At 73.6% G+C, this 18,984-nt stretch carries 24 protein-coding genes; 12 read left to right on the forward strand and 12 right to left on the reverse strand.

Features of this window, described 5'->3' with window-relative positions:
• Window positions 1–123 precede the first annotated feature (123 nt).
• The gene (locus ACZ7C5_RS07480) at window positions 124–474 is read left to right on the forward strand and encodes a hypothetical protein (RefSeq protein ID WP_470322211.1); all 351 of its coding nucleotides are present in this window, start codon (window positions 124–126) and stop codon (window positions 472–474) included.
• A 3-nt stretch (window positions 475–477) separates the two neighbouring features.
• On the opposite strand, the gene ACZ7C5_RS07485 is transcribed toward ACZ7C5_RS07480, so the two are convergent.
• From ACZ7C5_RS07485 to ACZ7C5_RS07500, 4 genes are all read right to left on the reverse strand, one after another.
• Window positions 478–726 (reverse strand): hypothetical protein, encoded by a 249-nt coding sequence (locus ACZ7C5_RS07485; RefSeq protein WP_401087273.1) that lies wholly within the window; start codon window positions 724–726, stop codon window positions 478–480.
• Between the two features lie 92 nt (window positions 727–818).
• Entirely contained in the window at window positions 819–1,019 is a 201-nt protein-coding gene (locus ACZ7C5_RS07490) for a hypothetical protein (protein WP_401087275.1), read from the reverse strand.
• The gene (locus ACZ7C5_RS07495; protein ID WP_401087277.1) at window positions 1,016–1,297 is read right to left on the reverse strand and encodes a hypothetical protein; all 282 of its coding nucleotides are present in this window, start codon (window positions 1,295–1,297) and stop codon (window positions 1,016–1,018) included. Before ACZ7C5_RS07495 ends, ACZ7C5_RS07490 begins: the two co-directional genes overlap by 4 nt.
• On the reverse strand, window positions 1,294–1,719 hold the full coding sequence (locus tag ACZ7C5_RS07500) for an ATP-binding protein (protein ID WP_401087732.1): 426 nt from the start codon (window positions 1,717–1,719) through the stop codon (window positions 1,294–1,296). The genes ACZ7C5_RS07495 and ACZ7C5_RS07500 overlap by 4 nt, the downstream gene beginning before the upstream one ends.
• Window positions 1,720–2,002: 283 nt before the next feature.
• On the opposite strand from ACZ7C5_RS07500, the gene ACZ7C5_RS07505 reads away from it, so the two are divergent.
• The 4 genes from ACZ7C5_RS07505 (at window position 2,003) to ACZ7C5_RS07520 (ending at window position 5,734) form a co-directional block, all read left to right on the forward strand.
• Window positions 2,003–2,890, forward strand: a complete 888-nt coding sequence (locus tag ACZ7C5_RS07505; protein WP_401087278.1) for a helix-turn-helix domain-containing protein — start codon at window positions 2,003–2,005, stop codon at window positions 2,888–2,890.
• A complete protein-coding gene (locus tag ACZ7C5_RS07510) occupies window positions 2,877–3,086 on the forward strand; it encodes a DUF397 domain-containing protein (protein WP_401087279.1) in 210 nt (69 codons plus the stop codon). The genes ACZ7C5_RS07505 and ACZ7C5_RS07510 overlap by 14 nt, the downstream gene beginning before the upstream one ends.
• Window positions 3,087–3,303: 217 nt before the next feature.
• Window positions 3,304–4,536, forward strand: coding sequence for an acyltransferase family protein (locus tag ACZ7C5_RS07515; protein ID WP_401087281.1), 1,233 nt, complete (start codon window positions 3,304–3,306; stop codon window positions 4,534–4,536).
• Window positions 4,517–5,734: a cytochrome P450 gene (locus ACZ7C5_RS07520; RefSeq protein ID WP_401087283.1), complete on the forward strand. Its 1,218-nt coding sequence runs from the start codon at window positions 4,517–4,519 to the stop codon at window positions 5,732–5,734. The genes ACZ7C5_RS07515 and ACZ7C5_RS07520 overlap by 20 nt, the downstream gene beginning before the upstream one ends.
• 83 nt (window positions 5,735–5,817) lie before the next feature.
• Here the strand turns inward: ACZ7C5_RS07520 and ACZ7C5_RS07525 are convergent, their stop codons facing one another.
• The 3 genes from ACZ7C5_RS07525 to ACZ7C5_RS07535 all read right to left on the reverse strand — a co-directional run bounded on the left by ACZ7C5_RS07525 (window position 5,818) and on the right by ACZ7C5_RS07535 (window position 7,831).
• On the reverse strand, window positions 5,818–5,967 hold the full coding sequence (locus ACZ7C5_RS07525) for a hypothetical protein (RefSeq protein WP_401087284.1): 150 nt from the start codon (window positions 5,965–5,967) through the stop codon (window positions 5,818–5,820).
• 89 nt (window positions 5,968–6,056) lie between these two features.
• Complete coding sequence (locus ACZ7C5_RS07530; protein WP_401087286.1) at window positions 6,057–7,466, reverse strand: MFS transporter; 1,410 nt, start codon at window positions 7,464–7,466, stop codon at window positions 6,057–6,059.
• A gap of 197 nt (window positions 7,467–7,663) precedes the next feature.
• On the reverse strand, window positions 7,664–7,831 hold the full coding sequence (locus ACZ7C5_RS07535; protein WP_401087288.1) for a hypothetical protein: 168 nt from the start codon (window positions 7,829–7,831) through the stop codon (window positions 7,664–7,666).
• A gap of 164 nt (window positions 7,832–7,995) precedes the next feature.
• Here ACZ7C5_RS07535 and ACZ7C5_RS07540 point away from each other — a divergent pair, with 164 nt between their 5' ends.
• Window positions 7,996–8,178, forward strand: coding sequence for a zinc-binding dehydrogenase (locus ACZ7C5_RS07540; protein ID WP_470322212.1), 183 nt, complete (start codon window positions 7,996–7,998; stop codon window positions 8,176–8,178).
• Window positions 8,179–8,219: 41 nt separating this feature from the next.
• Here ACZ7C5_RS07540 and ACZ7C5_RS07545 read toward each other — a convergent pair whose 3' ends face one another.
• Window positions 8,220–9,311: a CU044_5270 family protein gene (locus ACZ7C5_RS07545; RefSeq protein ID WP_470322213.1), complete on the reverse strand. Its 1,092-nt coding sequence runs from the start codon at window positions 9,309–9,311 to the stop codon at window positions 8,220–8,222.
• Window positions 9,308–10,117, reverse strand: coding sequence for an RNA polymerase sigma factor (locus tag ACZ7C5_RS07550; RefSeq protein WP_470322214.1), 810 nt, complete (start codon window positions 10,115–10,117; stop codon window positions 9,308–9,310). Before ACZ7C5_RS07550 ends, ACZ7C5_RS07545 begins: the two co-directional genes overlap by 4 nt.
• A 129-nt stretch (window positions 10,118–10,246) precedes the next feature.
• Between ACZ7C5_RS07550 and ACZ7C5_RS07555 the strand changes: the two genes are divergently transcribed.
• From ACZ7C5_RS07555 to ACZ7C5_RS07565, 3 genes are all read left to right on the forward strand, one after another.
• Window positions 10,247–11,872, forward strand: coding sequence for a serine protease (locus ACZ7C5_RS07555; protein ID WP_470322215.1), 1,626 nt, complete (start codon window positions 10,247–10,249; stop codon window positions 11,870–11,872).
• 244 nt (window positions 11,873–12,116) lie between these two features.
• Window positions 12,117–12,437, forward strand: coding sequence for a heavy-metal-associated domain-containing protein (locus ACZ7C5_RS07560; protein WP_401087294.1), 321 nt, complete (start codon window positions 12,117–12,119; stop codon window positions 12,435–12,437).
• A 76-nt stretch (window positions 12,438–12,513) separates the two neighbouring features.
• Window positions 12,514–12,834 (forward strand): metal-sensitive transcriptional regulator, encoded by a 321-nt coding sequence (locus ACZ7C5_RS07565; protein WP_470322216.1) that lies wholly within the window; start codon window positions 12,514–12,516, stop codon window positions 12,832–12,834.
• Window positions 12,835–12,989: 155 nt separating this feature from the next.
• Here the strand turns inward: ACZ7C5_RS07565 and ACZ7C5_RS07570 are convergent, their stop codons facing one another.
• Window positions 12,990–13,208, reverse strand: a complete 219-nt coding sequence (locus tag ACZ7C5_RS07570) for a DUF4345 domain-containing protein (RefSeq protein ID WP_470322217.1) — start codon at window positions 13,206–13,208, stop codon at window positions 12,990–12,992.
• 125 nt (window positions 13,209–13,333) lie between these two features.
• Between ACZ7C5_RS07570 and ACZ7C5_RS07575 the strand changes: the two genes are divergently transcribed.
• The gene (locus ACZ7C5_RS07575; protein ID WP_470322218.1) at window positions 13,334–14,593 is read left to right on the forward strand and encodes a cytochrome P450; all 1,260 of its coding nucleotides are present in this window, start codon (window positions 13,334–13,336) and stop codon (window positions 14,591–14,593) included.
• Between the two features lie 104 nt (window positions 14,594–14,697).
• Here the strand turns inward: ACZ7C5_RS07575 and ACZ7C5_RS07580 are convergent, their stop codons facing one another.
• A complete protein-coding gene (locus ACZ7C5_RS07580) occupies window positions 14,698–15,516 on the reverse strand; it encodes a phosphotransferase enzyme family protein (RefSeq protein ID WP_401087299.1) in 819 nt (272 codons plus the stop codon).
• On the reverse strand, window positions 15,513–16,736 hold the full coding sequence (locus tag ACZ7C5_RS07585; RefSeq protein WP_470322219.1) for a Dyp-type peroxidase: 1,224 nt from the start codon (window positions 16,734–16,736) through the stop codon (window positions 15,513–15,515). The genes ACZ7C5_RS07580 and ACZ7C5_RS07585 overlap by 4 nt, the downstream gene beginning before the upstream one ends.
• Window positions 16,737–16,776: 40 nt before the next feature.
• Here ACZ7C5_RS07585 and ACZ7C5_RS07590 point away from each other — a divergent pair, with 40 nt between their 5' ends.
• Complete coding sequence (locus ACZ7C5_RS07590; RefSeq protein ID WP_470322220.1) at window positions 16,777–18,129, forward strand: right-handed parallel beta-helix repeat-containing protein; 1,353 nt, start codon at window positions 16,777–16,779, stop codon at window positions 18,127–18,129.
• Window positions 18,130–18,249: 120 nt separating this feature from the next.
• Window positions 18,250–18,984, forward strand: coding sequence for a TSUP family transporter (locus ACZ7C5_RS07595; RefSeq protein ID WP_470322221.1), 735 nt, complete (start codon window positions 18,250–18,252; stop codon window positions 18,982–18,984).

Below are 18,984 nucleotides of genomic sequence, written 5' to 3' on the forward strand. Positions count from 1 at the left end.
ACCCACAAAAAAACACCTCGAGGAGCCCGCCGCCCACAAACACGAAACCCCGCCAGGGGTCGCCAACCCCCTCCACCCCCCCCCCCGCCCCACTGCCGTTCCCGCGCTCCGTAGGATCCCGGCATGCACCGCACCCTGACCGACCTCGCCCGCTGCCTCTACGGCGACGAGTACGGCCCCACCCCCGCCTGCGAACTCAGCCGGGAGCACGAGGAGTTCCACTTCATCGAACGGCTGACCTTCGCCGACGCGGAGGAGATCCTCACGATGCCGCGCACGCTCTGCCCGCACCTCGTGGACGGCTACCTGCCTGTCCGGCTCCGCAATCTCGCCTACCGGCTGCTCCTGCTCCAGCGCCCCGACGATCCGGAGCTGATCCGCGAGGCGGCCGACAGCCTCCACCTGCACGGCCCGGACTGGGACGACATCGCCGAGGAGCTGAAGCAGCGCGCCGACGCACTTGAGGCGCAGTGAGCGTCAGGGGCGACGAACGGGACCGTGGTCACCCTCGGGCTCGCGGGTGAGGACGGCGAGCAGGGCCGGGTCCGCGTAGACCTCGGCGCTGTGCTTCCACTGGGTGAGCAGGAGCGCGATCGGGACGAGCTTGTCCGGGGTCACCGCGTTGCGCACCGCTTCGATCAGCTCCGCGAGCAGGGTTTCGATGTCCTCGTCGGGCAGAAAGCTGCTCCACGACAGGACTTCCGGAAGTGCTCGACGCAGGGCCACGGCATTCTCGACCCGGACCAAGTCCGCGAGCAGGCGGCAGTCGTGGACAGGAGGTGCCGGGCGATCCGGGTGGGATCGCCCGGCAGCCTTGCTCATCCGGACGGGTGCCCGGCGGCCTGCCGGAGCACCGCTCGCAGGAGAGCTTCCGCGCTGCCCGGGGTGGCCGCCCAGAGCCGCATCTCGGCGTGGGCGGCCTGGCGGCGCGGACTGATGGCGCGGACCGGACGGGAGAACTGGGCGCTGAGGCACCACCACATCTCGATACGGGCCCAGGTCAGGCGCAGCCCGGTCACGCGGGGTCCGCCACACGAAGATAGACCGGGTGGGCGGACTCGACGCCGATGTAGGCCATCGCGCGGACCGCGCCGAACTCGACCAGCTGGTGGGCGATCCGGGCGGCGGAGGCCTCGCTGAAGTAGTCGGCGAGGTATCCGGCCTGGTCGTCGTCCAGCGGGAGCCGGGCGAGGCCGGTGCGGATGGCACCGAGGGCGTCGGTGAGCCTGGTGAAGGTGGCGACTTCCGTGACGCCCTTGATCTCGGCCGAGATCGGGAAGGGGAGCTCGACGTTCACTTCGCGCCCCCTTCGATGAGCGCCCACATCGCCTTGCCGATACCACCCTCACGCGGGCAGCAGCCCCAGTCGGAGGCGAGGAGGGAGACGAGCAGGAGCCCGCGCCCGGTCTCCTCGAACTCCGCGGTGGAGTGCGAGAGGGAGGGCCGGCTGGCGTCGGCGTCGTGCACCTCGATCCGGAGCGATTCGGGCTGGAGGTCGAACCGGACGAGGACGAGCCGCCCCGGCGGGGTCTTGGCGTGGAGCACGGCGTTGGCGACGAGTTCGCCGAGCACCAACTCGCCGCTGTCGACGAACCGTTCGCTGCCGGGGTGTCCGGCGAGGAAGGTGCGGAGCAATCGGCGCGCGGCGCCGGCGGACTTGTACTGCTTGGGCAGCCACCACGAGCACTCGCCCGCGGGGATGGACGGCTTCTCCGGCATTTCGGGCACGACAGCGCCCCCTCCAACTTCGGCTCGCAGCGAACACGATGGCCCGGAAGTGGCATGGGAATGCCCGGGTGGCCACCCGTCACGATCGCCGTGCGCGAGCAACGGACTACTACCCGTAGTCTGCGCAGGGCTCTCCATAATCTGCAAGACTTCATTTTGGGGTATTCGAATGCATTCACTCGTCTGGTTGACGTTCATTGCGAAGCGAGCACGCAGGTGCTTTCATTTCGAGCGCTGACGGTGCTTCATACTGGATGCCAGGAAGGGGAAGGCCATGCCGGAGGGGTCAACTGGATCAACGGTGCCGCGCAGGCAACTCGGGCGGTACCTGCGTGATCTGCGCAACCGATCACGGCTCACCGTGCGGGCGGCAGCGCGCCGGCTGGAGTGGTCGGAAGCGAAGATGTGGCGCATCGAGACGGGGCAAACGTCCCTGCGAAGCCTCGATGTCGAGGCCATGTGCAAGGTCTACGGCGCGCCCGCCGAACTGACCGAGGCCCTGATGGGGCTGGCGAAGGAGACCAAGGCCCGGGGCTGGTGGCACGCCTACGGGGATGTGATCCCCGAGGGGTTCGATCTCTTCATCGGACTGGAGGAGGCGGCTTCGAAGATCGCCTGGTACGAGAGCGAGTTGATTCCCGGGCTGTTGCAGACCGAGGACTACTCGCGGGTGATCATGCGGGCAGGCCTGCCACACGAAGACGATGCCGAGATCGAACGGCGAGTTCACCTTCGTTCGACCCGCCAGGTTCTTCTCACCAGGTTCACCGATCCGCCGATCTTCGATGTCGCACTCAACGAGGCAGTACTGCGGCGTCCCGTCGGCGGCGGCGAGGTCATTGCCGCACAGCTCACCCATCTGCTGGAGATGGGCGAGCTTCCCAACGTCACCATCAAGGTCGTCCCGTTCAGCGCGGGGCTGCATCTGGGCGTCACGTCGGGCCCGTTCGGGATTCTGCGCTTCCCGCTCAACGGCGACGGCTCCGAGACGGAACCGCCGACCGTCTATGCGGACGGATTCACCGGCGACCTGTACCTGGACAAGCCCAACGAAGTGGAACGCTACGACGCCGCGTTCACGAACATCTGGGAGACAGCGCTCAGTGAGCAGGCGTCGAAGCTGCTGATCTCCGAAGTGGCAGGAAGCTATGAAAACGACTGACCTGACCGAAGCGGTGTGGTTCAAGTCCAGCCGCAGCAATGCACAATCCGCCTGCGTTGAGGTCGCCTTCCTCAACAACGGCATCATTCCCGTCCGCGACTCCAAGGACCCCGAGGGGCCGGCACTCGCCTTCCCCACCGACGCATGGGCGTCCTTCGTCACCGCCATCAAGACCGGCGAACTCCCCAGCACCTGACCGACACTGCGCGAGAAGTCGGCCCGGCCGACTTCTCGCGCACAGCACCGCAGCAAGCGAAGCGGTGCGTCGGAGAGGCATTCTTGACCGTGCCGACCGGGCGGCCGATAGTGGTCCGACGCCCACGCACCTGTTCGGATTCCACGTCAGACGGGAAGCGGTCATGCAGACGCCGGAACCATCCGCTCGGCCGAGCCGATTACCGTCGCTGACCGGCATGCGGTTCGTCGCGGCGTTCGCCGTCCTCGTGTCCCACCTGGCCGGCCAGCTCGTCGGATCGATCCACCCCGGCCTCCCCTACCTGATCACCACTCTCGGGCCGGTCGGAGTGGCGTTCTTCTTCGTGCTCAGCGGCTTCATCCTCACCTGGGTCGCCGACCCGGACGACACCGCCGTCCTGTTCTGGCGCCGACGCCTGGTGAAGATCTTCCCGAACCACCTGACGACCTTCGCGGCCGCCGTGGCGCTGATGGCCGCCGCGGGCATCCCCATCATGGCGATCAACACGATCCCGCCGCTCCTGCTGGTCGAGCCCTGGATCCCCAACTTCGACGCCCTCGGCGGGCTGACCGGTATCAACGTGCCGAGTTGGACCCTCGGCTGCGAGCTGGTCTTCTACTTCGCGTTCCCCTGGCTCATCCGCCTCATCAGGCGCATCCCACCGCCCCGGCTGTGGCCGTGGGCAACAGGCGTCGCCGCCGCGGTCATCGCCGTCCCGTTCGCCGCCCAGCTGCTGCCGGCGCGGCCGGCCACATCCTGGGACCCGGCGATCGCGGAGCTCCAGTCCTGGTTCGCCTACAGCCTGCCCTTCACCAGGATGCTCGAATTCGTCCTCGGCATCCTGACGGCCCGGATCGTGGTGTCGGGAAAGTGGATCCGCCTCGGCATGACACCGGCCTTCCTCCTCACCGTCGCCTGTGTGGTGCTCCAGTCCCACCTGCCCGGCGTGTTCCGGCTCTGCGCCGGACCGACCGCGTTCGCACTCGCCCTGGTGATCGCCGCCGGCGCCGCCGCCGACGTACGCACGGCACGCACGCCCTTCAGCGGACGGACCATGGTGTGGCTCGGCGAGATCTCCTTCGCCCTCTACCTCGTGCACTACCTCGTCATCCAGTACGGCCCGATCGATGCCGCGCACGCCACCGGCGGGACGGCGACCGCCTCCCCGGCGACGAGGCTGGCGCACATCCTGCTCACCGTCGCGATCAGCCTCGTCCTCGCGGCGGCCCTCTACACGCTGGTCGAACGCCCGGCGGTCCGGCGCTTCAGCCGGCCGCGAGGCCGCCGCACGGACCTCGCGGACCCCACGGACCTCGCGGACTCAGTGAACCCCGCGGGCCTCGCGGACCCCGCCCGGGTCCGCGAGGAGGGCCGGCCCCGTACGCCTCGGCGCGATGCGCCCTCCCACAGCCTCCCTGGAGCCGTCACCCATGACGAAACGCCGTCCTGATCCGGCGTCCGAATTACCCTGTTTCCCGGTCGCCCGGCCGGATTCCCGCCCCCTCGACCCCGACGAGACCTACGCCCGGCTGCGCGCCCACGCGCCCGTGTCACCGGTGCGCTGCCCGGCCGGGATGGATGCCTTGCTGGTCAGCCGGTACGAGGACATCCGCGCCGTGCTCGCGGATCCACGGCTGAGCTCCCGCGGCGCGGGGTCGATGCACATGCTGCCCTCCTACGACCGGCGCGACCCGCCTCCGGGCTCGATGATCCAGCTGGACGGGGAAGAGCACGCACGGCTGCGACGACTCCTGATCGGCGAGTTCACGGTGCGACGGGTCGAGGCGCTGCGACCGTCCGTCCAGCGGATCACCGACCGGCGCATCGACGCGATGCTCGCCGGGTCGAGCGCCGACCTGGTACGGGACTTCGCGCTGCCGATGTCGTCGCTGGTGATCTGCGAACTGCTCGGCGTGCCCTACGACGACCACGAGGCCTTCCAGCGCGACAGCGAGGTGCTGATCGGCTTCGAGGCCGACGAGGCCACCCGCGACGCGGCCACCCGCCGGCTGGAGGGCTACCTCGGTGAGCTGATCACCCGGCGCCTGGCCGAGCCGCAGGACGACCTGCTGAGCCGGCTGATCGTCCGCGGCCAGGAGAGCGAAAGGCCGCCGACCGTACCGGAGTTGGCCACGCTCGGCGTGCTGCTGCTGGTCGCCGGGCACGAGACGACCGCCAGCATGATCACGCTCAGCGCCCTGGTGCTGACGGCGGACCCGGACCGGACGGCCGCCCTGCGGGCCGCTCCGGAGACCATCGGCACCGCCGTGGAGGAGCTGCTGCGCTACCTGTCGGTGATCCAGTTCGGACTGTTGCGGTACGCCACCGAGGACGTCACCGTCGGCGGCACCCCGGTGGCGGCGGGCAGCTGGCTGGTCGCCGCGATCCCGTCCGGCAACCGGGACGAGGGCGTGTTCCCCGCCCCGGACACCGTCGACCTGCGCCGACCGTCCCGCGCCCACCTGGCGTTCGGATTCGGTCCGCACCAGTGCATCGGCCAGCAGCTGGCCCGGATGGAGCTCCGGGTCGCGCTCACCACACTGCTGCGCCGTCTGCCGGGGCTACGGCCGGCGGAGCCGTTGGCGCCGTCCGCGTTCAAGCACAACGACATCGTCTTCGGCCTGCGGAGCATGCCGGTCACCTGGTGACGTCCGGGGGCCGGAGGACGTCGGACTCCCCGACACCTGATCAGGTCCGCGTGAGAAGTCGGCCTGGCCGACTTCTCACGCGGTCACCGCCCCGGGCAGCCTCTTCGCGCGGGGCTCCGCGCCGGTTCGGCGGCCGTCGCAGCGGCGGCTGCTGCCAGGCAGGCGATCAGGCAGCGGGTGACGGGGTGGCGAACGGCGCGCAGCAGGGCGGCTGTTGCCTCGGGGCGGGTCATCGGGGCTCCTTCACGCGAGGGGGTACGGCCGTCGGGGGCCGCGTCGGTCGACGTGGCCCCCGACGGAACGGACGGGACGGTGGACGGCCTCACGCGGCCGGGGCCCCCGGCCGCGGGGTGCGCAGGGTGGCCACCGCGAGCAGTGCGCCGGCCACCGCGATCGCCGCGGCGCCGATGAAGGCCGCCGAGAACCCCGAGGTCAGGCCCTCGACGGTGGTGTCAGAGGTCCGCGCGCCGGCCAGGGCGGTCATCGCGGCCAGGCCGAGCGCCGAGCCGACCTGGTAGCCGGTGTTGACGATGCCGGAGGCGAGGCCGCCGTCCTCCGGGGGCGCGCTGGAGATCGCGGTGCCGAGGGAGGGGATGAAGGCGAGCGCCATGCCGATCGCGGCGAGCAGCGAGGCGGGCAGCACGTCGGTCCAGAAGTTGCCGTCCGGGCGGGCCAGCGAGAGCCCGGCCAGGCCGGCGCCGAGGGCCAGCATGCCGGTGACGACCAGGGCCTTGGGGCCGAAGCGGACGATCAGCCGGGGCGCCGCGGTGATCATGACGGCCATGATGGCGACGGTCATCGGCAGCAGGGCCGCGCCGCCGGCGAAGGCGCCGAGGTGGAGCACCTGCTGGAGGTAGAGGTTCAGGAAGAACCACATCGGCACCCAGGCCGCGGCCAGCAGGAACTGGGCGAGGTTGGCGGCCCCGAGGTTCGGCACCCGGAAGATGCCCAGCCGCATCAGCGGCTCGCGGCGCCGGCCCTGGATGACCAGGAAGGCCGCCAGCAGCAGGACCGCCCCGGCCAGCGTCAGCAGGGTCGGCGCCGAGGCCCAGCCGGCCTCCGGGGCACGGACGACGGCGTACACCGCGGCGGCCAGGCCGGCGGTGACGGTGAGCGCGCCGATGACGTCGATGCCGCCGCTGCGCCGGGGCGCGGAGGGCATCAGCGCGGGGGTGGCGAGCAGCGCGACCAGGGCGACCGGGATGTTGATGTAGAACACCCACGGCCAGCTGACGTACTGGGTGATCAGGCCTCCGAGAAAGACGCCCGCGGTGCCGCCGGCCGGGGCCGCCGCGCCGTACAGGGCGAAGGCCTTGGTCAGCTCCTTCGGGTTGCCGCCGAAGAGCGTCATCAGCAGGGTGAGCGCCGAGGGGGCGATCAGTGCGGCGCCGAGGCCCTGGACGCCGCGGCCGGCCAGTTCGGTCGGGACGTTCTGGGCGAGGCCCGCGAGCAGCGAGCCCGCGCCGAGGATCGCCCAGCCGGCGCTGAACAGGCGGCGGGCGCCGAGCAGGTCGGACAGGCGGCCGCCGAGGAGCAGCAGCCCGCCGAAGGCCACCACGTAGGCGTTGAACACCCAGGACAGGCCCTCCTGGCCGAAGCCGAGTTCGTCCTTCATCTTGGGCAGGGCCACCCCGATGATCGAGGTGTCCATGATCACGACGAACTGTGCGGCGGCGATCAGCGCGAGCGCGCGCCACCTCCGGGGGTTCGGCCCGGTGCTGTCGGTTGCCATCTCTTACTCCCTACCCGTTGGGGGTATAGGTCGAGGCCGGGGCGGCCTCGGCGCGATCGGTGGTCGTCAACTCCAGCACGGGCATGGCGAATGCACCCGGCGGGACGACCCCGGTGAGGACGCCCTGAACATACCCTAGGGGGGTAAGGTTTATCTATGAAGGGGCCGGCGGGAATTCCGTGCTCACCGAAGGGGTTTCACCGCGCGTCAGAGAGCCGCTCGCGGTGTCCGCCGGGGAACGGCTGCTGATCGCCGGTGCCGCCGGTGCGGTCGGCGGACTGGCCCCGCAGATCGCCCGGGCGCGGGGCGCCGAGGTCGACGCCCTGGTCTCCCGGGACGCCCAGATCGCCTTCGCCCGCGAGCACGGGGCGCAGCGCGTCTCCACCGACCCCGCCGACTTCCCGCGCCGCGGCTACGACGCGGTCTTCGACACCTTCGGGGCCTTCCTCACCGAGGCGGTCGCGGACGGCGGCCGGTACGCGTCGATCGCCACCCAGGCCGGCCCGTCCCCGACCTCTCCGCCCGGGGCGTGCGCACCACCGTCCACCAGGTGCGCGAGGACGGCGCCGGGCTGGCAGAACTCGCCGGGCTGGTCGACCCCGGCGCCCTGCGGCCGCGGGTGCACGCCGCGTACGGCCTCCAGGAGGTCCGGGCCGCCCACGAGCGATTCCGCGCGGGCGGCCTGGACGGGAAGATCGTCGTGACCTTCTGATCCTCTGCCCCGTGGGCCTTCCGGCTCCTTCGGGGCCGGGGTCAGCCGCCCGGCCGCTCCGGCGGGAGCTCACCGGCCCGGTCGACGGCGGCCTTGGCGAGGACCGCCGAGGTGCCGACCACCGTCCCGTCCGGCCCCGCGTCACCGGCCTCGGCGAGGACCGTGCGTTCGCCGAGGAACGCGTACGTGGTCCGGTCGAAGATCCACTGGGTCTGCTGCCCGTGCGCCGTACGGGCCACGGCGACGCCCTCGCGCCCGGCGGCGTCGACGGCCGAGGCGACCACCGTGACCCCCGGGATCCGCTCGGCGGCCCGGTAGAGCGCGGCACTGACCTGCGGCGGCGCCCAGGTCTCGGCAAGCAGGTCGCCGATCGCGGTGAACGCCCGCTGGTCCGGGTCCTGGCCCCCGCCGCGGGTCTGTTCCCCGATCAGCTTCAGCAGGGCGTCCGGGTCTGTGGGCAGTGAGGCGACGTACGCGTGGGTCGGATCACCGATCGACGGGCCGCTGCCGCGCGAGTCGTCCGGCCCGGTGGACTCCCCCGGCCGGCCGAGGTGGAGCACCGGTCCGCCGTCGCCGAGCCCGGTGTCGGGCCCGCCCTCCTCGCGCAGCAGACCGGGACGGCTGCCGTCGGCGGACAGCCAGACCCGCCGGGCGTGCACGGGAGCCATCGTCACGGGACCGCCTGCCGCGCTCTGCGCCGCGTAGGCGACCCTGCTCTCCACGTAGACGAACTGGTCGGCGCGGACCGCCGGCCGCTCCGCTCCGGCGGCGGCGAGCGCGATGCGGTCGAGGAGCAGCGCCGCCTCGGGCGCGCCGGTGGCACCGCCCCCGGCCACCGTGCGGTCGGGCCCGGCCGGTCCCGGGAGGTCCACCGTCACGGCGCCGACGATCGCCAGCGCGCAGGCGATCACCGGCACCACGATCCGGACCGGGCGCCGGTACCAGGCCGGAGGCCGGGCGACGCTCCGCCGCGGCTCGGCGGACGCGACCTTGCCCAGCAGTTCCTCCTTCAGCAGCCGGTGGCGATCCGCCCCCAGGCCCGGCACCGCCGGCGGCGGCAGCAGGCCGGTGAGTTCACGGCGTTCGGACTCCTCGGACGGGCACTGCGTTCCGCGCCGTGGGGTGGCGTTCATCCGTGGCTCTCCTGGATCGACGGGATGGACCGGACCGGTCGGACCGGCCGGGCCTGCTGGACCTGCTGAACCGACGGCAGCGACGGGAGCGACGGCCGGAGCGCGGACCTGCGGCCCGGCACGGGCGGGGCGGTGACGGCGGAGGGCGTCCGGCTCTCCGCCGCAGAGGACCTGCCGGTCCCGGCGTCCCGGTAACGCACCTGCACGGCCCCGGACTTGACCCCGGCCGCCGCCCTGGCCCCGGCCCCGGCCCCGGCCTTGGCCCCGGCTCCGGCCGCCGCCTCGGCCTCGGTGAGCTCGCGCAGCCGGGCCCGGGCCCGCGACAACCGCGAGCGCACGGTGCCGACCGGCGTACCGAGCGCCTCGGCCGCGCTCGCGTAGTCCAGCCCCGCCCACACCACCAGGGTGAACACCTCCCGGTCGCGGCGCCGCAGCCGGGCGAGCGCGCGGTGCGCGGCACGCAGTTCGTCGACGTCCGCGAGGTGCGCGACCAGGTCGTCGGCGAAGTCCGGGACGGAGCCCCGCTCCGGGATCCTGGCGAGCGCGACGTCACGCCGCCGCCGGGCCCGGGCGTTGCGGCGCATGACGTTCGTCGCGATCCCCAGCAGCCACGGGCGCAGCCCGTCCCCGTCGGGGTGCAGCTTCTCCCGGCCCCGCCAGGCCTCCAGGAAGGTCGTCGAGACGACGTCCTCGGCCTCCGCCCAGTCGCCCGTCACGCGCAGGGCGTAGCGGTACAACACCTGGGCGTGCTCGTCGTACAGCTCGCCCAGGGCGTCGCGGTCGCCGCGGCGAAGACGCGTTCTCATGAGTGCTTCCACACTCTGCCCTGCCCGGTCCGCCGCCCGGGTTCCGGTGACCTGCGCCACAGTAGCCGTCCCGCCCTCGATGTGGCCCTGATCACAGGAACGCCCCCGTCCGTCCGAACAGTACAGAGCATGAGCGCACCTTCCGCATCCCGTTCCGTCTCCCGCCGGAACGCCCTCCGGGCCCTGGCCGTCACCGCCGTACTGGTCGGCACCTCGACGCCGGCCCTCGGCGGCACAGCCCTCGGCGGCACGGCCCTCGGCGGCACCGCCTTCGCCGCCGAACCGGAGACGTACACCCTCACGATCAAGCACCTGGACCGGGCCGGCCAGCCGGTCCGGCCGTACCGTACCCATGTCGCCGGGATCTTCGAGGCCGGCCCCGAGCGGGTCTTCGCCGAAGAGGAGGTCGACGCCGCCGGCGTCACCACCGTACGGCTGCCCAAGGGCCGGTACCTGCTGGACAGCACCCTGAGCTCGGGCGGCCCGGGGACGGGTGCCCCGTACTGGACGGACTGGATCGTCCAGCCCCGCCTCGACCTCGACCGGGACACCACCGTCACCGTCGACGCGCGGACCACCGCCCCCGTCGACGTCCGGCCCCCGGACGGCGCCGCGCGCTTCCGGCAGAGCGCGATGTTCGTCAAGGTCGCCCACGGAGGTGTCAGCAGGACGGCCAACGTCGGCAACGGGTCGACCAACCTGCGCGTGGCCCACCTGGGGCCCGAGGCCGAAGCCGGCGCGGTGAAGCAGTGGTTCGACTCCAACTGGGAGACCGACGGCGGAGGCTACGTGCTCGGCCAGACCTTCACCGGCACCCGCGCCCTGACCGGCCTCACCCGGTACTACTCCGCGCGGGAGCTGGCCACCCTGACCATCCGCGGCGCCGCCGGACCGGGCGGCACCGGCGTCGGCCTGTACTACCTCCAGGCGACCGACGGCCCGACCATCGGCGTCAGCGGGAACATGAGGACGCCGGGCAGCGCCACCTTCCACGTCACGCCCGGGCGCGGCACCTGGGATCTCGGCTACACCGCCCCCGGCCCCGAGGGCACGGCGCCCCGCTACTACTCCGCCGACCGGCTCGCCGTACGGGCCGGGGCCACGACCACCCAGACCTTCGACGGCCCGGTCTTCGGCCCCGCGCTCACCGACCGCCCCGCCGTCTCCCGCGACGGCGACCGGATCACCGCGGACGTCCCGCTGCTCGCCGACGGCGACGGCCACGTGCCGTCCGCCCCGGCGTTCGACACCGCCTACACCTCGCTGTACCGCGACGGCGCGCTGGTCGGCGCCGCCTCCGGCACGCCAGGACGCGGCGAGTTCACCGTGCCTCCGGGCCAGGCCTCGTACCGCCTGGCCACCACGGTGACCCGCAGGAACGCGGCCGGCGCCACCACCCGGGTGACCGCGTCCTGGACCTTCGCCTCGGCCACCACGGCCGGCGCGGCCCCGGTCCCGGTGAGCGTCGTACGGTTCACACCCGAGTTCGGCCCTGACGGCACCGCGGCCGCCGGCAGCCCGATCCGGATCCCGGTCACCGTGCAGGGCGCCGCCGCCGACGGCCGCACCCGCTCGCTGACGGTCTCGGCCTCCACCGACGGCGGGGCATCGTGGACCCGCCTCCCGCTCGAAGCGGGCGCCGTCACGCTCCGGAACCCGGTGGCGGGCACCGGCCTCTCCCTGCGCGCCGAACTCACCGACACCGACGGCAACACCCTCGACCAGACCGTCACCGACGCCTACCGCACCCGGTGACGGCGGCGGACGCCTGAGGCCGGTCCCCTCCTGGAGGTCACCCGGCGGGTGGCCGGCCCTCTCCACTCTGCCCGGATACCCGCAACAGGACTGCCACAGAACGGTGTTGACCGCCACGAACCCCCGCCCACCCGGGCCACGGCGAACCCTCGCTATTACCCTGGGGGGGTATGGTATGTTCTGAAGTGAAGCAGCCGCCCGGGCAGTCCGGCCGGCGCCGGACCCTCACGACAGGAGCACACCCATGAGCGAGACCACCGTCACCGTCGAGTCCGCCGCCACCGAGGCCTCCTCCTGCTGCGGCTCGTGCGGCACTGACGCCGGCCCGGCGCCCGCCGCCGAGTCCGCCCTGACCTCGGTCTTCCAGGTGAAGGGCATGACCTGCGGCCACTGCGTCTCCTCGGTGACCGCCGAGCTGAAGCAGCTCGACGGCGTCACCGAGGTCGCCGTGGACCTCGCCACCGGCGAGGTCACCGTCGGCAGCACCCTGCCGCTCGCCGACTCCGACATCGCCGCCGCCATCGACGAGGCCGGCTACGAGCTGGTCGGCCGCCTCGCCGGCTGACCCCCCGAGTCGGCCCGGACGGGCGGGCACCATCCCGCCCGTCCGGGCCGACTCCCCCGTCCGCGCCGCCGGTAGAGTGAGGCCACTCCTCACCGCACAGGAACCGGAGGCGGCCATGGCCAGCTACAGCTCCCACAAGGACGACTTCCTCAAGCGGCTCCGCCGCATCGAGGGCCAGATCCGTGGTCTCCAGCGCATGGTCGAGCAGGACACCTACTGCATCGACATCCTCACCCAGGTCTCCGCCGCCAGTCGCGCCCTCCAGTCCTTCGCCCTCCAACTCCTGGACGAGCACATCGAATGCTGCGTCCGCGACGCGATCGCCGAGGGCGGCCAGGAGGCGGGCACCAAGATCCGCGAGGCCAACCAGGCCATCGCCCGCCTCGTCCGTTCCTGACCCCGGGACGACACGGCAGCCCGACCGCACGCCCGGGGCCCGGTGGACAACTCTGCTGGGCCCCGGGCGTCTTCGCCGCCCACGGGTACGGGTCGGGGGTATCCTCGCCCCTCACCGGCCACCCCGCCGAGGGCGCCCGCACCGACGGCGGAACCTCAGCCCCGGGCCCGCTCGTCCGCGTCGGCGAGCCACAAGTAGACCGCCCCCAGCCCGAGTTCGATCGCCATCAGCACCAGCTGGAACCAGTGCGGATGCCCGGCCACCACGATCGCCAGCACCCGCCCGAGGCCGCCCAGCAGGAACACCGCCGCCAGCCACCGCACCGCCCGGGCCGGCACCTGCGTCTGCCGGGCGGCCCGGGGCATCGAGGGCATCGAGGGCATATCATCGGCGCGTAACGGGAGAAGCAGCACAAGCGCCCAAAGTACTGTGAAAATAACACAATTGGATGCTCTGACTCTCCTCGCCCAGCCGGACCTCCGACCCCGCGAAGGGACCCATGGACTCCGCCGCAGCCGACACCAGGACCACCCTCCCCCCACTCCACCGGCTCCCCACCACCCCCGCCCAGCCTCCGCACCCCACCACCCTCCCGGACGGCACCCCCGCGTGGCTCGTCACCCGCTACCACGACGTCCGGCAGGTCCTCGGCGACCCCCGGGTCACCCGAGCCGACCTGCATGACGTCGGCACCGCGGGCGCCACCGCCGACGTGGCCGCCAACCCGGCGTCGCTGTTCAACCAGGACGGGCCCGCCCACCGCCGGCTGCGCGGCACCGTCCAACGGGCCTTCACCCCGCGCGCCATCGCCGGCTGGCAGCCCTGGGTCGCGGCCGCCGTCCAGCAGTCCGTGGACCGGCTGGTCGCCGCGGGCCCGCCCGCCGACCTGGTCCCCGCGTTCGCCCGGCCGGTACCGTTCGCCGTCACCACCCGGCTGATGGGGCTCGACGGGGACGGTCCTGACCACCTGGACGAGGACCGGCTGCTCCGCTGGACCCGCGCGCTGCTCGCCCAGGGCGGCGAACCGGCCGCGGACACCGAATCGCCCGCGGGCACCGCACCGGCCGCGGACGCCCAGTCCGAAGCCGAGCCCGACCACACCGACACCCTCGCCGAATTCGGTGCCTTCATGGGCGAGTTGGTGGCCCGTCGGCGCCGCGAGCCCGGCGACGACCTGGTCAGCCGGCTGGTCCTGGCCGCCGACCAGGACGGCGGCGTCCCCGAGGACTCTCTCGTCTTCCTGGTCGCCGGACTCACCGCCAGCGGCAACGAGAGCGTCGCCGGAGCCCTCGCCAACGCCCTGGTCTACGTGCTCGGCGAACGCCCCGGCCACTGGCCGCGGCTCGCCGACCCGGGCATCGCCGAGCGCACCGCCGAACGCCTGCTGCACTACATCCCGCTGGGCGACGACGAGGCCACCATCCGCCGTACCACCGCACCGGTCGAGGTCGGTGGCGTCACCATCCCGGCCGGCTCGGTGGTCGCCGTCAGCCTCGGCAGCGCCAACCGCGACCCGGCCGTCCACCCGGACGGTCTCGAAGCCGACCTCGGCCTCCCGCTCCCCGCCCCCACCCTCGCCTTCAGCGCGGGCCCGCACTACTGCATCGGCGCCTGGCGGGTCCGCCTGGAGATGCGCGAGTCACTGCTCCGTCTGGCCACCGCCCTCCCCGGCCTACGCCTCACCACCCCGGTCTCGGAGCTGACCTGGCAGCTCGGCGGCACCACCCGCAGCCCGGCCCGCCTCCCGGTGGACTGGTAGCCGCCCCCGCGAACGCGGTCAGCGCCCCGCCCGGCGTCAGCCGTCGGGCGGGGCGCCCCCGAAACCGCTGACGGACACCCCCGTCGCCGCTCGCGCACCCGGCGTCAGCCGTCCAGCAGCGCGCGCTCCCACGCCTCCCGACGCTCCTCGACGTACTCGGCGTCGGTGCGCCAGACCTCCCCGTGCCCCTCCGCCCACAACCTCGCCCAAGGCTGGACGCCACGGCCGGCCCGGTCCCGCAGGAAGTCGTGCATGGCCAGCGTCCGCGGCCCCAACAGGGGCACCAGGGCCCGCCGTTCGCCCTCGTCCAGCCCGTAGGCGTCGACGAAGACCCGCAGCCGGGCCGCCGCCACGGCATCGGTGCGCCGCAGGCCCGGCTGCGCCGACAGCGGCAGGAACCCGTGCAGCGCGTACGCGAGGTCCCAGAGCCGGGTGCCGGGGGCCGCCGTGTCCCAGTCGATGAAGGACCACCGGTGCCCATCCCCGCCCACCAGGTTCCACGGGGCCAGGTCGTTGTGGGCGATGATGTCGGCGGGGCCGTCGGGCGGCATCAGCACCTGCCAGCGGGCGTCCGGCGGGGGCGTGAAGTCCCGTACCGCGTCGTGGAACCCGCGGATCAGCCGGGCCACCCCGGCCAGCCGCTCGGCCGGGTCCAGCAGGTCGAAGCGGTCGGGCCAGACCACCCGGCCCGGCTGGTACGTCAGCACCTCGCGCCCCTGCCCGTCCAGGCCGAGCGGGCGCGGCGCCGCCCGGAACCCGGCCGCGTGCAGGTGCTCCAGCAGCGCGTGCACCGCGGGCGTCCACGGCCCGGCCGGGCGCCGCACGGTGTCCCCGACCCGGACCACTCCGGTGTTCATGTTCCCACCGCTCAGCGGCAGTTCGTCCTCGCGGCCCGCCCCGGCCGGCCCCTCTCCCCCGCTCATCCGAACAGACCCTCCCCCAGCGTCCCGCCCGCCGGCACGCCCGGCAGCACGTACGCCACCGCCGAGGCCGTGTGCTCGATGAAGGCGTTCAGGGAGTCGCGCGCGGCCAGCCGGTTCTGGACGCGGGTGAACTGGGCCGGGTCGCGCACGAAGGCGCAGAACAGCAGCCCTCGGTCGTCCGGGCCGTCGTCGTAGCTGTAGCCCCGCCGCAGCATCCGGGCGCCGCCGTCCAGCCGGGGGCTGGAGAGGCGGACGTGCGCGGTGGCCGGGAGGACGTACGAGCCGTCCGGGTTCTTGGTGTAGATGTCCGGCTCGTCGTGCTCCGCCGTACCGGTCAGCGGGGCGCCGTCGCCGAGACGGCGACCCATCACCTGCTCCTGCCGGTCTCCGGGGAGGGCGGCGAAGGCGGCGGTGTCCATCCGGATCCGGCGGTAGACCAGCACCGTTCCGTGCTCGTGCGGCCCGGGCGGGCCCCAGACCCACTGCCCGGCCTCCGGCTCGACCGGGTTCGCCGTGCCGTCCTTGAAGCCGAACAGGTTGCGCGGGGTGGCGCCCCCGGCCGTCCTGGGCAGGAAGCCGGACTGCGTCCACCGCACCGTCGCGCCCGCCGTACGGGCCGCCGCGACCGCCTGCTCGGCGGCCACGGACAGCGGCCAGCGGTCCGACGCGCACAGCTGGACCACCAGGTCGCCGCCGCCGCGCACCGGGTCCAGCCGGTCCCCGGGGAAGGCGGGCAGCTCGGTCAGCAGCCCTGCCGGAACGTTCAGCCCCAGCCGGGCGGCGAGCCCGGGACCGACCCCCAGCACGCTGTTGAACCCGGCGGGCCGCCCGTCCCGCAGCCGCGGATCCGCCACCCCGGCGCCCGCCGCGGCGGCCAGCACCCTGGTCAGCTCCCCGAGCAGGGCGCGCAGCGCGGCCCGGCCGTCCGAGGTCGCGGCGGGTGCCAGGTCGAGGGCCAGCAGCTGGGTGGCCGGCTGCTGCGGGGCGATCACCCCGGCCTGCCGCTCACCGTGGAACGGCACGATCGAGGGCTCCGACGGCGGCGGCGCCGCCCGGCCCGATCCGTCGCCCCTCGCGCTCCCGCCGCCCAGGGCCAGCGCGGCGGCCCCGGCGCCGAGCCCGGCGGCCGCCACCGCCCCGCCCGCGAGCAGTCCTCGGCGCCCCACCCCGCCCCCCGCGGTCGGTGGCTGGTCCGGCTCCTTTGCGGCTTCGGCATGCATGGAGCACATTGGAGACGATAGAACACGCCGTATGCAACTTTTGACCACACGTCACTTTCGTTCCGCCACGACGCCCTCACGCGGGACCCCGGCCGTCAAGCGCCTGCCCGTCCTGCTCGCCGCCGCCGTCCTCGCCCTCTCCGGCTGTTCCTCCGGCGGCTCGTCCTCCTCCGACGCCAGGCACCCCGGCGGCACGGTCGTCCGGGTCCCGCAGAACTTCCCGACCATCCAGCAGGCCGTGGACGTCGCCCGCGAGGGCGACACCGTCCTGGTCGACCCGGGCACGTACCGGGAGAGCGTGCGCCTCACCAAGCCCCGGGTCGTGCTGCGCGGCACCGACCGCAACACCGTCGTCCTGGACGGCGGCCTGAAGCTGGTCAACGGCATCACGGCCTCCGGCCCGGGCTCGGTGGTGGAGAACCTCACCGTCCACGGCTACCTCGCCAACGGCGTGCTGTTCACCGGCGTCACCGACGAGAAGCTCCAGCAGCACGGCGCGGGCGGCTCCGCCTACGACCCGCTGGACACCGTCCGCTTCCCGCCCCTCCAGGGCTTCCGCGCGGGCAACGTCACCGCGTACAACAACGGCCTGTACGGCATCTACGCCTTCGACGCCCGCGGCGGCGTCATCGAGGACTCGTACGCCTCCGGGGGCGCCGACTCCGGCATCTACGTCGGCCAGTGCAAGCCCTGCGACACCCTGGTGCGGAACAACACCGTCGAGCGCAACGCCGTCGGCGTCGAGATCACCAACGCCTCCGACAACCTCACCGTGGTCGGCAACCGGATCACCGGCAACCGGGTCGGCGTCACCGTCAACTCCAACGACCTCGAAGCCCTCGCCCCGCAGCACGGCGCGGTGATCGCGGGCAACGTCGTCACCGACAACAACGCCGCCGACACCCCCCAGCAGGCCGACGGCGCCTGGGGCATCGGCATCGGGATCGGCGGCGGCACCGCCAACCAGGTGCAGCGCAACCTGGTCCAGGGCAACCGCGCGGCCGGCGTCGCCGTCACCGACCCGCCCGGCCACCCGGCGAGCGGCAACCGGATCGAGGGCAACCGGGTCACCGGGAACGGCACCGACCTGGTGCTGGCCTCCGTCGACCCGGGCAACTGCTTCACCGGCAACCAGCCCGCCGTCCAGAGCCCGGACGGCCTGGAGACGCTGGCGGGCTGCGCCGTCCAGGGCCGGACCGCCCCGCCGTTCGGCCGTACCAGCCCCGTCCAGTCGCCGCCCGGCGTCCCGTTCAGCCAGGTCCCGGCGCCGCCCGCCCAGCCGTCGCTGCCGGATCCGAGCGCGCCGGGGCGGCCGGCCACCGACCTCCCCGGTCCGGTCGACGCCGGCGCCTACCCGCTGCCGGAGTCCGCAGACGCCCTGCCGAAGCACTGACGGGCACTGACGGGCACTGACGGGCATTGCCCGTGCCCACCCCGCAACCCGGCCGTGCGGCATGATCGGTGCGACCGTCGGACGATCCGGTCATCCGCCACGGGGAGGGGGCCGCATCAGATGTCCGAGGCCTGGACCACCGACCTCGTCCTGGGCTGCGCCGTCCTGCTCGGCGCCTCCGTCCAGCGACTCGCCGGCATCGGCTTCGCCCTGGTCGCCGCGCCCGTCCTGGTCCTGCTGCTCGGTCCCGGCGACGGCGTCACGCTGTCGAACCTCGCCGCCGGCGCCATCAGCGCCGCCGGGCTGCTGGGCAGTTGGCGGCAGGTCCGGCTGACGGCGATGCTGCCGCTGGTCCTCGCCGCGGCCTGCACGGTGCCGGCCGGAGCCTGGGTCGCGGCGCGGGTGCCGGCCCCCGCGCTGCTGATCGGCATCGGCGTCCTGGTCACCCTGGCCTCGGCGCTGGTGCTGCGCGGGGTGCGGGCGGCCGCGCTGCGCGGGGTGGGCGGGGCCCTGGTCGCGGGCGCCACCAGCGGGTTCATGAACTCGGCCGCCGGGGTGGGCGGCCCGGCCGTCTCCCTGTACGCCGTCAACACCGGCTGGACGGCCCGGGAGTTCCTGCCCAACGCCCAGTTCTACGGCGTACTGGTGAACGCCTTCTCGCTGGCCGCCAAGGACCTCCCGGCGCTGTCCGGGGCGGCCTGGTGGCTGGTGGCCGCGGCACTCGCGGGCGGCGCGGCGGCCGGCCGGCTGCTCGCCGCCCGGGTGCCGGAGACCCGCGCCCGGCAGGTGGTGCTGGGCCTGGCGCTCGCGGGCGGGCTGACCACCCTCGCCAAGGGCTTCTCCGGGCTCGGCTGA

The organism is Kitasatospora sp. NPDC036993 (assembly GCF_055607525.1).

What these genes read in the sequence shown, in the direction of transcription:
- ACZ7C5_RS07550 (WP_470322214.1), bottom strand. Translation starts at nt 10,117, where the DNA reads ATGAGAACGCGTCTTCGCCGCGGCGACCGCGACGCCCTGGGCGAGCTG.
- ACZ7C5_RS07520 (WP_401087283.1), top strand. Translation starts at nt 4,517, where the DNA reads ATGACGAAACGCCGTCCTGATCCGGCGTCCGAATTACCCTGTTTCCCG.
- ACZ7C5_RS07545 (WP_470322213.1), bottom strand. Translation starts at nt 9,311, where the DNA reads ATGAACGCCACCCCACGGCGCGGAACGCAGTGCCCGTCCGAGGAGTCC.
- ACZ7C5_RS07530 (WP_401087286.1), bottom strand. Translation starts at nt 7,466, where the DNA reads ATGGCAACCGACAGCACCGGGCCGAACCCCCGGAGGTGGCGCGCGCTC.
- ACZ7C5_RS07500 (WP_401087732.1), bottom strand. Translation starts at nt 1,719, where the DNA reads ATGCCGGAGAAGCCGTCCATCCCCGCGGGCGAGTGCTCGTGGTGGCTG.
- ACZ7C5_RS07580 (WP_401087299.1), bottom strand. Translation starts at nt 15,516, where the DNA reads ATGAGCGGGGGAGAGGGGCCGGCCGGGGCGGGCCGCGAGGACGAACTG.
- ACZ7C5_RS07480 (WP_470322211.1), top strand. Translation starts at nt 124, where the DNA reads ATGCACCGCACCCTGACCGACCTCGCCCGCTGCCTCTACGGCGACGAG.
- ACZ7C5_RS07555 (WP_470322215.1), top strand. Translation starts at nt 10,247, where the DNA reads ATGAGCGCACCTTCCGCATCCCGTTCCGTCTCCCGCCGGAACGCCCTC.
- ACZ7C5_RS07525 (WP_401087284.1), bottom strand. Translation starts at nt 5,967, where the DNA reads ATGACCCGCCCCGAGGCAACAGCCGCCCTGCTGCGCGCCGTTCGCCAC.
- ACZ7C5_RS07585 (WP_470322219.1), bottom strand. Translation starts at nt 16,736, where the DNA reads ATGCATGCCGAAGCCGCAAAGGAGCCGGACCAGCCACCGACCGCGGGG.
- ACZ7C5_RS07570 (WP_470322217.1), bottom strand. Translation starts at nt 13,208, where the DNA reads ATGCCCTCGATGCCCCGGGCCGCCCGGCAGACGCAGGTGCCGGCCCGG.
- ACZ7C5_RS07505 (WP_401087278.1), top strand. Translation starts at nt 2,003, where the DNA reads ATGCCGGAGGGGTCAACTGGATCAACGGTGCCGCGCAGGCAACTCGGG.
- ACZ7C5_RS07510 (WP_401087279.1), top strand. Translation starts at nt 2,877, where the DNA reads ATGAAAACGACTGACCTGACCGAAGCGGTGTGGTTCAAGTCCAGCCGC.
- ACZ7C5_RS07575 (WP_470322218.1), top strand. Translation starts at nt 13,334, where the DNA reads ATGGACTCCGCCGCAGCCGACACCAGGACCACCCTCCCCCCACTCCAC.
- ACZ7C5_RS07560 (WP_401087294.1), top strand. Translation starts at nt 12,117, where the DNA reads ATGAGCGAGACCACCGTCACCGTCGAGTCCGCCGCCACCGAGGCCTCC.
- ACZ7C5_RS07515 (WP_401087281.1), top strand. Translation starts at nt 3,304, where the DNA reads ATGCGGTTCGTCGCGGCGTTCGCCGTCCTCGTGTCCCACCTGGCCGGC.
- ACZ7C5_RS07595 (WP_470322221.1), top strand. Translation starts at nt 18,250, where the DNA reads ATGTCCGAGGCCTGGACCACCGACCTCGTCCTGGGCTGCGCCGTCCTG.